Below are 10,101 nucleotides of genomic sequence, written 5' to 3'. Positions count from 1 at the left end.
GCATTGGGTCAACGCGCTGGCGATCACGGTGCTGTCGGTCACCGGCTACCTGATTGCCCAACCCGCTGCCCACCATGCCGGGCGAGGCCAGCGCCAATTTCCTGATGGCTACATCCGCTTCGTCCATTTCGCGGCGGCCTACATCTTCGCCATCGGCTTCATCGGCCGGCTCTATTGGGCCTTCGCCGGCAACCACCATGCCCGCCAGCTGTTCCGTTTCCCCTTCTGGGATCGCCACTGGTGGGGGGAGCTGTTCCTGGAAGCCCGCTGGTACCTGTTCCTGGAGCGCAAGCCCAAACTGTATGTCGGCCACAACCCGCTGGCGCAGTTCGCCATGTTCTGGGCGATCGCCGTCGGCAGCGTCTTCATGATCGTCACCGGCTTCGCGCTCTACAGCGAGGGGCGGGACAGGGCAGCTGGCAAGACCGGCTGTTCGGCTGGGTCATCCCGCTGTTCGGCCAGAGCATGGACGTCCACACCTGGCACCATCTCGGCATGTGGGCGATCCTGCTATTCGTGATCGTCCACGTCTATGCCGCGGTGCGCGAGGACATCATGTCCCGCCAGTCGATCATCTCCACCATGATCAGCGGCGTTCGCACCTTCAAGGACACCGAGGCCCGGCCGACGAGGAGCATGAGCGACCGGTGAAGAAGGCGGCGCGAATGGGATGAGTAACTGATACGACTAAGTTCTCTGCCCCCTCCCCAGCCCTCCCCCGCCCAGCGGGGGAGGATTAGGTGGGGGGCAATCGCACCCCACCCATTAGGCCCCTATCCCACCAGCGCCGCCGCATGATGGCGCAGGTGATCCTCGATGAACGTGCTGATGAAGAAATAGCTGTGATCGTAGCCCGGCTGCATGCGCAGCGTCACCGGGTGTCCGACCTCCTGCGCCGCGGCGACCAGCGCCTCCGCTTCAACTGCGCCTCCAGGAAGCCGTCGCGGTCGCCCTGGTCGATCAGGATCGGCAGCCGCTCCGGCGCGGTCCTGATCAGCGCGCAGGCGTCCCACTCCAGCCAGCGGTCGCGGTCCGGACCCAGATAGCGGCCGAAGGCCTTCTCGCCCCAGGGCACCGCCGCCGGGTTGACGATGGGGGAGAACGCCGACACCGCCTTGTAGAAGCCGGGATGCTTCAGCGCGCAGACCAGCGCCATGCCCGCCCATCGAATGGCCGGCGATGGACCGGCGGTCGGTGACCGGGAAATTCCTCGATCAGCGCCGGCAGTTCCCGCGTCACATAGTCATGCATGCGGTAGTTGTGCGCCCACGGCTCCTCGGTCGCATCGACATAGAATCCGGCGCCCTGGCCGAAATCCCACGCCCCGTCGGGATCGCCGGGCACCCCCTCACCGCGCGGGCTGGTGTCGGGGGCGACGATGGCGAGGCCGAGCTCCGCCGCGACGCGGAAGGCGCCGGCCTTCTGGGTGAAATTCTCGTCGGTGCAGGTCAGGCCCGACAGCCAGTAGAAGACCGGAACCGTCGCGCCGTCCTCCACCTGCGGCGGCAGGAAGATCGCGAAGGTCATCTCGCAATTCACCGCCGCGGACTGGTGCCGCACCCGTTTCAGCCGGCCGCCGAAGACACGGGTTTCCGACAGGGTGGTCAGGGGTCGGTCATGGAAACGCCTTTTTGAAATCGATGGCGGGAAGGCTCCCTCCCCCCAACACGGAGAAGGGAGCCCTCGTCACCTTACTGGTTGTAGAGGATGACGGAGCGGATGCTCTTGCCCTCATGCATCAGGTCGAAGGCGTGGTTGATGTCCTCCAGACCCATGGTGTGGGTGATGAAGGTGTCCAGTTCGAACTCGCCGCGCAGGTAGCGCTCCACATACTCCGGCAGCTCCGACCGGCCCTTGACGCCGCCGAAGGCGGAACCGCGCCAGACGCGGCCGGTGACCAGCTGGAACGGGCGGGTGGAGATCTCCTCGCCGGCGCCGGCGACGCCGATGATGACCGACTCGCCCCAGCCCTTGTGGCAGCATTCCAGCGCGGCGCGCATCACCTTGACGTTGCCGATGCACTCGAAGCTGTAATCGACGCCGCCGTCGGTCAGTTCGACCAGCACCTCCTGGATCGGGCGGTCGTAGTCCATCGGGTTGATGACGTCGGTGGCGCCCAGCTGCTTGGCGATCTCGAACTTCGACGGGTTGATGTCGACGCCGATGATGCGGCTCGCCTTCGCCATGGTGGCGCCGATGATGGCCGACAGGCCGATGCCGCCCAGGCCAAAGACGGCGACGGTCGAACCCGGCTCCACCTTGGCGGTGTTCATCACCGCACCCATGCCGGTGGTGACGCCGCAGCCCAGCAGGCAGACCTTCTCCAGCGGGGCGGCCTTGTTGATCTTGGCGAGCGCGATCTCCGGCAGCACCGTGTATTCGGAGAAGGTCGAAGTGCCCATGTAGTGGGCGATCTGCTTGCCCTTCAGGGAGAAGCGGCTGGTGCCGTCCGGCATCAGGCCCTTGCCCTGGGTGGCGCGGATCGCCTGGCACAGGTTGGTCTTGCCGGACAGGCAGAATTTGCACTTGCCGCATTCCGGCGTGTAGAGCGGGATGACGTGGTCGCCGACCGCCACGGACGTGACGCCGGGGCCGACCTCCACCACCACGCCGCCGCCCTCATGGCCGAGGATGCAGGGGAATACGCCTTCGGAATCCTTGCCGGAGAGCGTGTAGGCGTCGGTGTGGCAGACGCCGGTGGCGACGATGCGGACCATCACCTCGCCGGCCTTGGGCGCCGCGACCTCGACCTCTTCGATCTCCAGCGGACGGTTGGCTTCCCAGGCGACGGCGGCGCGCGACAGAACCATGTGGGTTTCCTTCCCCAATGCGGATGGCTTTTTGATTCCCACAGTGTAAACGCCTCGGGTCATTGCCAGAATGGCGATTTCGGGAATAGATTTTTGCGGTACGGGGATAATGCTGCGGGTTCAGGGTGTAATGCGATGAGCGGCTGGGACGGCATCGACGAGTTCGTGGCGGTGGCGGAGAGCGGCAGCTTCTCCCGCGCGGCGGAGCGGCTGCGCGTCTCCTCCTCCCATATCAGCCGCAGCGTGGCACGGCTGGAGGACCGGTTGCAGGCCCGCCTGTTCTACCGCACCACCCGCAAGGTCAGCCTGACCGAGAGCGGCCGGGCCTTCCTCGCCCGCTGCCAGCGGCTGGCGGAACAGCGCGACGACGCCTTTCTCGCGGTCGGCGCATTGCAGGGCGGCAGCGACAGCGAGGTGAAGGGGCTGCTGCGCATGACCAGCGCCACCGCCTATGGCGAGCAGTTCATCATGCCGCTGATCAACGACCTGATGGAGCGCCACCCGCAACTGAGCATCGAGGTGGAACTGACCAACCGGCAGCTCGATCTGGTGCAGGAAGGCTATGATCTGGCGATCCGGCTCGGCCGGCTCAGCGAATCCAGTCTGGTGGCGACGCGCGTCGCCCCGCGCGTCATGCATCTGTGCGCCGCCCCGTCCTATCTGGAACGTCACGGCACGCCCGACAGCCTCGCGAGCCTCGGCACCCACCAGTGCCTGATCGGCACCACCGACCATTGGCTGTTCGACGACAACGGGCAGGACTGGCTGTTCCGTCCGCGCGGGCGCTGGCGCTGCAACAGCGGCTTCTCGGTGCTGGACGCGGCACTGCGGGGATTCGGACTGTGCCAGTTGCCGGACTATTACGTGCGCGGGCCGGTGGCGGAGGGGCGGCTGGTTTCCCTGCTGGACCACCACCGGCCGCCCAACACGGCGGTGTGGGCGGTCTATCCGCAGAAACGGCATGTGCCGGCGAAGGTCCATGCGGCCATCCGGCACCTCAAGGACGGCTTGGCGCGGCGGCCGGAATACCGCTGAGCGGGTACAGGTGAGTGTCAGCCTCGCGGCACACCGGACAGGTCGAGCACTTCGTCGGCGAGCGCCAGGGTGGAGGGGCGGTGACTCGCCACCAGCACGGCGGTGCCGCGGGCGCGCAGGTCGGCGAACAGGGCGGCCTGGATGTCCTCGTCCAGTGCGGCGGTCGCCTCGTCGAGAACCAGCAGGTCCGGATCGCGGGCCAGCGCGCGGGCGATCAGCAGCCGCTGCATTAATCCGGCCGGGAAGGAATCCTCGCCCACCAGCGTCTGGATGCCCATCGGCAAGTCCGCGATGTCGGCGTCGAGCCGGACCAGCCGCGCCGCCTCCCACGCACGCTCGACCGGCAGCGGCGCCATGCCCAGGATGACCGACCTGATGGTCGCCACCCCGATCTGCTCGTCCTGCAGAACGGCGCCGATGCGGCCACGGACGGCGGCGGCATCAAGGCTGCGAAGGTCGCGGCCATTGATCCGCACCACGCCGGAATCGGGTCGGAGCAGGCCGAGAGCCAGCGCGATCAGCGTCGATTTCCCGCTGCCGGACGGGCCGGCGACCGCCACCACCTGTCCCCGCGCAAGGCTGAGCGACACGCCGCACAGGCAGGGCGCCGCCGCCCCCGGATGGGTGAAGGTGAGGTCGCAGAGGTCCAGGCGCTCCACCGGTCCGGGATCGGGCGCGCCGGGCGGACTGTCGGGCGCCGCCTCCAGCAGCGGGCGCAGGGGGGCGATCAGTTCGCCATCCGGAAGCCGGCCGAACGCATCCGCCAAGCCCAGCACGGCCCGCACCGCCGGCAGTGCCGCCAAGGCTGCGGCGGCTGCAACCGGCATGCCCCCACCCTCCTGCATCGCCAATCCGCCGACCAACAATGGCACGCCCAGCATCAGTGCCTGGGCGACTGCATCGGCGTCGGCCCGGTGTGCCGCCGCAAGTCCGACCTGAGCGGACAACTTGCGCAAGGCCGACATCGCACGATCGGTCACCCAGAGGTCGGCTCCCAGCAGCCGAAGCTGCGGCAGGCTGGCGGCGGGCAATTCGATGCTGTGCCAGGAGTCCGCCGCGGCATCCCTCCCCGTCCGCCGTGCCCTTGCCGACCGGCGCAACAACCGGGCGCGCAGCAATCCACCGACGACGGTCACGCATCCACCCGCCAGTGCCGGCCAAGCTGCGGCCCATCCCATCACCGCCAACGCCGGCCCCAGCCGGACCAATGCCTCGATCAATGCTTGGCGACGGGCGACCGCCTGTTGCATTGCGGTGATGCCGTCGCGCAGCCGGTCTTCCTGAATAGCACCGGGGACTGTCCGCAACATGCCCGGCGGTACTGCCAAAAGCCGCTCCCACAGCAGGCCATGCAGCCCGAGGTTCGATGCAGCGCCGGAGCGTGCCGAGGCGACCCGCCGCACCCGTTCGCACAGTCCGGCCGCCGATGCCGCGAGCAGGAGAACCACCGCCAGGGCGGCGACCGCCGTCGTGCCGCCAGCCAAGGCGCGCTCGCCCAGCAGCAGCACGGCCACCGACGGCAGCACCGCCGCAACGCCACCGCCGGCAGCCGCGAGCAGCGCCAGCATCCGGTCGGCCCGGCCGTCGCACAGTGCGATCTTCAGCCAGCGCTCAGGCTTCACCGGCTCGACACCTCCGGCGCGGACGGGCGCGCAGGCATCGGGGGACAGCGTCGCGGCGAGAGAGGCATCAAGCGGGCGGGACTGCCCGCCGGCATCCTCCAGACGATAGCCGCCACGCCGGTCGGGGAGCAGCAGCACCGGCCCGCCGTCGATCTGCCGGAAGGCCAGAAGCGGCCCCTGGTCGCGCTGCCACCAGGGCGTCGTTCCCCGGCTGCCGGGCTGCAGACGAACCCGGCGCAGTCGCATTCCGAAGGCCGGGGCTGCCGCGCGCAGGTCCGCTTCCCGGCCGCCATCGCGGATCAGCTTGCGCAGTCCGCCGACGATGTCGCCTGCCCCACCGGTCACGAGGTCCTCTCCGCCCCGGCCGCCGGCTGGTCGAGGTCAATGCGGCGTTCACAGCCATCGAGCGTGCCCGGGCGCCGGCTGGTGACCAGGACGATGCGGTCGGGTCGCCGCACCCCGTCGAGGATCGAACGCGCCAGATCGGGCTCCAGCGCATCCAGGGCATCGTCGATCACCAGCAGGACCGGATCGCGCAAAAGCGCCCGTGCCAGGGCCAGCCGGCGCCGCTGTCCGCCGCTGAGTTCCGGGCCTCCTTCCGTCAGTTGCAGGGAAAGGCCGCCGCGCGGCTCCAGATCGCTCCACAGCCGGACCTGTTCCAGCGCCGCCACCAATGCCGCATCGGTTGCGGTGAGGTCGCCGATCCGCAGATTTTCGGCGATCGTCCCGGCGATCACCGGGCTGGAGCGGTCGACCAGGGCCACCGCGCCGGAACATTGGCGGGCAACCGTCGCCACCGGGCGGCCGTCCAGCAGAATGAGACCGGACGACGGTTCCAGCAGGCCGCAGGCGAGCTTGGCCAGCACCGACTTGCCGGAACCGGAGGGGCCGCAAAAGCCCAGCCGTTCTCCCGGTTCGATGTGCAGATCGACTTCAGACAGGACCGGCGGCGCCTGCGGCGACGGTTGGAAACCGGCGGACTGGATGCAGAGGCGGGCGGCCGGACGCTCCGCCGCAGCGGGATGCTCCGCCTCGGTCGCCGCCGCCTCCAGATCGTCCAGGCGATGCAGGGCGGCTTTCAAATCCTGCAACGCCGGCATGATATGGTCCAGACGCAGGATCTGCCGATGCGCTGACAGCGTCAGAACGGCAAGCGCCACCACTCCACCGCTCCCGATCCGGCCGGCGGCGAGGCATGTCACCAGCACCGCCACAAGACCAACACCGGCAATGCCGGTGAGCACCCCCATGAGCCGCGCATGCCGGGCGACCGACTTCTGGCCCCAGATGGTCTGCACGGCATGGCGGCCGGCAAGCTGGGCCAGAACCTCGCCGTCGCGCCCGCCCGTCCTGTGGGTGTCGAGCGTCGTGATCGTTCCGCCATCCGGAACCACCGGTGCCGGCGCATCCCGGCGTGCCGCCACGGCACCGCGCCGGAGATGAACCCCGCCGAGCGCGGCCAGGGCCGCGATGACGCTCAGCAGTAGCACCGCCCCGCTCCACCCGTCGATCCAAAGCGCCGCTCCCACCGGCAGGACCAGCAGCGGCAGTTCGACCAGCCGCATGATGTCGCCGACGTGCCGTTGCAGCGCGCCGCCCGCCAGCGGCACCTCCAGCACCTGTGCCGCATCCCGGCGGGCGAACCAGACGGCAGGCATCCGCCGTAGCCGGCCGAACACACCGGCGGCGGTGTCATCGGCGAGCCGCCGGCCAAGAAGGGCGGTCAGCCGGTCCCGACCCCAGCCGGCGGCGACCGCGGCGGTACAGGCGCTCGTCAGCGGGATCAGGTCGGCGCCGCCGCCGGCCCAACTCCCAAGCGCGAGTGCGGCACCCACACCGGCGACGCGGCCAAGCACGGCGGAGAGCAAGATTGCGGCGACGATGCCCGCTTGCGGCAGAAGCCGTTTCGCCAGCGCCCGCGCCGGTGTAAGCGGACGCCACGCACCCTGCGGACGGTGCACGCCGGGCTCCGGCGGCTGAATGGTGATGGCGATGCCGGTGAAGGAGTCGTCGACCTCGTCCCAGCCCATGACATGCGGCCCGCCGCCAGGGTCGTTGACCAAAAGCCCGTCGCGGGTTTCGGCCTCTACCACGACGAAGTGAATGAACCGGCTGTGGGCGATCAGGGGAAAGCCGAGGGAGGACAGACGGTCCGGCTCGGTGCGGAAGGCACGGGCGACCATGCCGTGGTCACGGGCGATGCGGATCAGGGTGCGGGCATTGACGCCGAGCCGGGTCGAACCGGCTTCAGCCCGCAACTGCTCCAGCGGCACCGGCCGGCCGCGATGGGCCAGCATGATGCCGAGCGCCGCCAGACCGCACTCCGCGATCTCGCCCTGGCGCAGTTCGGGCGTCGCCGTCCGACTTCGGCCTCGGCAGGAAAAACCCGATGGTGAGGAGTTGCTCATCTTTGCCGGGCGTTGCATCCGCGGGGATAAACTCCGCACGACGCAACGCCTGCCGGTTCGGAAGACTTCAGCGACCGAAGCCGGAGCCCTTCTTTGCTTCCTTCTGGCCGAATCCGGTGGGCGGGAAGCCGCCGGCAACCATATCGAGTTCCTCGTCGCTCAGTTCCGCCTGACTGTCTTCGGCGGGAACGGCAAGCAGTTCTCCATCGGTCTCGACCAGCCGCATCGGCATCGGCAGGTCGACGTCGTAATGGCGCTTGACGGCCGCGTTCAGGTCGGCCTGAGCCTCCGCACGGAAGGCATCGTCGGTCTTCAGACGCTCCGCCGCCGCGGCGATGGCATCGGCGCCGTACATCTTCTCGAAGTCAATGCTGCTCATTTCGGAAACACTCCAGTTGGCGATTGGGTGAAAGGCTGATGGAAACTCTGCGTCCTGCGGTCACGGCGACCCGGCCCCGGGTTGGCGGATCATCTCGAAGGTCTCGTCCACCCGCAGCGAAATCGGGGCGAAGCGGCGGCGGACCAGAGACATCATCCGCGGGAACATGGTGCCGAACATGGCGATGGAGGTCGGACCGAAGGCGGCCACCTGCCGGGCATAGGCGTGCCAATAGGCGCCCACCAGCATCCCCGTATGCCAGAGTGACCGCGCCAGATAGGCGCTGCGGTAATCGATCGCCGGCCGGTTGCGATAGGCGTCGAGCGGTACGCTGTCCGCCCGCTCCGCCAGCACCCAGCCGACCAGGGTACCCTGCCGCCGCACCGCGATGGAACAGGCGGGCTCGATCCACTCGGCACGGACATCAGGATGCATCAGAGGATGAAGGTCGGGCTCCGCCGCCAGCGCGGCGATGGCGGCACGGTCGTCGGCGTCCGGCGTCCGCCAGGGATCGAAGCTGAACCCGTCGGGGTCGCGCAGCCGGCCGGCCAGCGACGGCCAGTTGCCAACCGCCTCGACCATCGGCGCCGCCTCTCCGATCGCCCGGACATGGGTCAGGCGCGGTGCGGTCCAGCCGGCCGCCGACAGGGTCGCGGCCAATGCGGCGCGTTCCGGCAGCTTGTCCGAAAAGGCGGTGATCAGACCGGTGGCACCCGCGGCGGCGGCGGCCCTCCCCCACCCCGCGGCAAGGGTCCGGCCGATGCCGCGGTTGCGCAGACTGCGCACGACCGTCAGCGACAGCAGCCTTGCCCCATCATCCTGGATCTGCCCGAGCGCGAGGCCGGCCGGAAGCCCGCCGACCGTGGCGCCGACGGCCAACCAGGGTGGCTCCAGTTGATCCAGCACCGGGGCCAGCCGGGGGAAACCGAGAGTGGCGAAAGCGGCGGCATTGCCGGACAATGGCGCGACGCGAAGGCCGGCAATGCCGCCATTCGGCGCCGTGACATCGTTCATCCCAACCCGATCCTTCACGCCAGCGATCCCGATCATGCACACTGTGGAAGAGATGGAGACCCTGCGAAGTCCGCTGGACAATCCGGATGCTCTCTAACCATTATGCGTGCGAAACAAAGGGGTGCAAGCAATAAGCGGTGTCAGGACTGACATGGAACTGTTTCAGCTCCACAACGAATTTTCTTGTCTTTCAACGCCGGCGCGCATGCCGAAGCCTGCAGAACAAGGTGTCGAGTGAGCCGGACTGAAGCCGGACCGCAGAGTGCCGAACGGTTGTTCCGCCGCAAGGCGCTGGAGCGTCTTACGACAACCGAGGATTTCGACCAGCCGCCGACCCTGGTCAGCCCGCGCGGGCTGCGGCTGCACCTGCTGCTTGCCGTCCTATGCATCGTGGCGGCGGTCGCGGTCTTGGCCGCCGTCGCCTGAGTTCCGGTCGGCAGCCCGCTCAGCCGTGATGGCGCAGATAGGCGTTCGGATCGCATTCCTCTCCCAGCGCCATGGCGCGGGCACGGTGGATGTGCTGCATCAGCACGTCTCGGAACTCCTGCGCTGTCAGGTCGCTCCATTCCGGTGTCTCGCTGGCGAAGGTCATCTGCGCGGCGGTCGCTTCGAACAGGCGCAGCCATTCGTCCGCCTTGCCGGCCGGATCGTCGTCCTTGCGGAACATCTCCGCCATCAACTTGGTCATCAGCGTGCCAAGCGCCAGCAGGTTCACATGCAGCAGCATGTTGCCCAGCATCACATCGGGCTTCTCGTCGAGCATGGGTCCGTCACTCCGGGCGATGTCTTGACGCTTCACACGGACGGCGGGGCGAAAGCTGGCGCGGATTCAT

At 68.7% G+C, this 10,101-nt stretch carries 10 protein-coding genes and 1 pseudogene; 4 read left to right on the top strand and 7 right to left on the bottom strand.

Annotation, left to right across the window (positions count from 1 at the left end):
• On the top strand, positions 1–520 hold a 520-nt coding region (cybH, locus tag B9N97_RS12235; RefSeq protein WP_280174765.1), incomplete at its 5' end, for a Ni/Fe-hydrogenase, b-type cytochrome subunit.
• Complete coding sequence (locus B9N97_RS36730; protein ID WP_348520084.1) at positions 496–651, top strand: hypothetical protein; 156 nt, start codon at positions 496–498, stop codon at positions 649–651. The genes cybH and B9N97_RS36730, both read left to right, overlap by 25 nt.
• 122 nt (positions 652–773) lie before the next feature.
• On the opposite strand, the pseudogene fghA reads toward B9N97_RS36730, so the two are convergent.
• Positions 774–1,608, bottom strand: a pseudogene (gene fghA / locus B9N97_RS12230) (S-formylglutathione hydrolase).
• A gap of 83 nt (positions 1,609–1,691) precedes the next feature.
• Positions 1,692–2,810: an S-(hydroxymethyl)glutathione dehydrogenase/class III alcohol dehydrogenase gene (locus B9N97_RS12225; RefSeq protein WP_085086643.1), complete on the bottom strand. Its 1,119-nt coding sequence runs from the start codon at positions 2,808–2,810 to the stop codon at positions 1,692–1,694.
• Positions 2,811–2,945: 135 nt separating this feature from the next.
• Between B9N97_RS12225 and B9N97_RS12220 the strand changes: the two genes are divergently transcribed.
• The gene (locus B9N97_RS12220) at positions 2,946–3,845 is read left to right on the top strand and encodes a LysR family transcriptional regulator (protein ID WP_085086641.1); all 900 of its coding nucleotides are present in this window, start codon (positions 2,946–2,948) and stop codon (positions 3,843–3,845) included.
• Positions 3,846–3,862: 17 nt separating this feature from the next.
• Here B9N97_RS12220 and B9N97_RS12215 read toward each other — a convergent pair whose 3' ends face one another.
• The 4 genes from B9N97_RS12215 to B9N97_RS12200 are packed head-to-tail and all read right to left on the bottom strand — an operon-like array spanning position 3,863 to position 9,268.
• Positions 3,863–5,812 (bottom strand): ATP-binding cassette domain-containing protein, encoded by a 1,950-nt coding sequence (locus tag B9N97_RS12215; protein WP_085086639.1) that lies wholly within the window; start codon positions 5,810–5,812, stop codon positions 3,863–3,865.
• The gene (locus B9N97_RS36725; protein ID WP_085086637.1) at positions 5,809–7,893 is read right to left on the bottom strand and encodes a cysteine peptidase family C39 domain-containing protein; all 2,085 of its coding nucleotides are present in this window, start codon (positions 7,891–7,893) and stop codon (positions 5,809–5,811) included. Before B9N97_RS36725 ends, B9N97_RS12215 begins: the two co-directional genes overlap by 4 nt.
• 49 nt (positions 7,894–7,942) lie before the next feature.
• Complete coding sequence (locus tag B9N97_RS12205) at positions 7,943–8,254, bottom strand: hypothetical protein (RefSeq protein ID WP_085086635.1); 312 nt, start codon at positions 8,252–8,254, stop codon at positions 7,943–7,945.
• A gap of 60 nt (positions 8,255–8,314) precedes the next feature.
• Positions 8,315–9,268 (bottom strand): hypothetical protein, encoded by a 954-nt coding sequence (locus B9N97_RS12200; protein WP_085086633.1) that lies wholly within the window; start codon positions 9,266–9,268, stop codon positions 8,315–8,317.
• A gap of 234 nt (positions 9,269–9,502) precedes the next feature.
• On the opposite strand from B9N97_RS12200, the gene B9N97_RS34925 reads away from it, so the two are divergent.
• Entirely contained in the window at positions 9,503–9,694 is a 192-nt protein-coding gene (locus B9N97_RS34925; protein ID WP_143266623.1) for a hypothetical protein, read from the top strand.
• A 19-nt stretch (positions 9,695–9,713) separates the two neighbouring features.
• Here the strand turns inward: B9N97_RS34925 and B9N97_RS12195 are convergent, their stop codons facing one another.
• Positions 9,714–10,031 carry a hypothetical protein gene (locus B9N97_RS12195; protein WP_085086631.1) on the bottom strand — a complete coding sequence of 106 codons (318 nt, stop codon included), beginning with the start codon at positions 10,029–10,031 and terminating at the stop codon, positions 9,714–9,716.
• Positions 10,032–10,101: the final 70 nt, after the last annotated feature.

The organism is Azospirillum oryzae (genome assembly GCF_900177515.1).
Classification (GTDB): Bacteria; Pseudomonadota; Alphaproteobacteria; order Azospirillales; family Azospirillaceae; genus Azospirillum; species Azospirillum oryzae_A.
The sequence above is the reverse complement of the archived record's forward strand: the minus strand, read 5'-3'. Positions and strand labels throughout refer to the sequence as shown.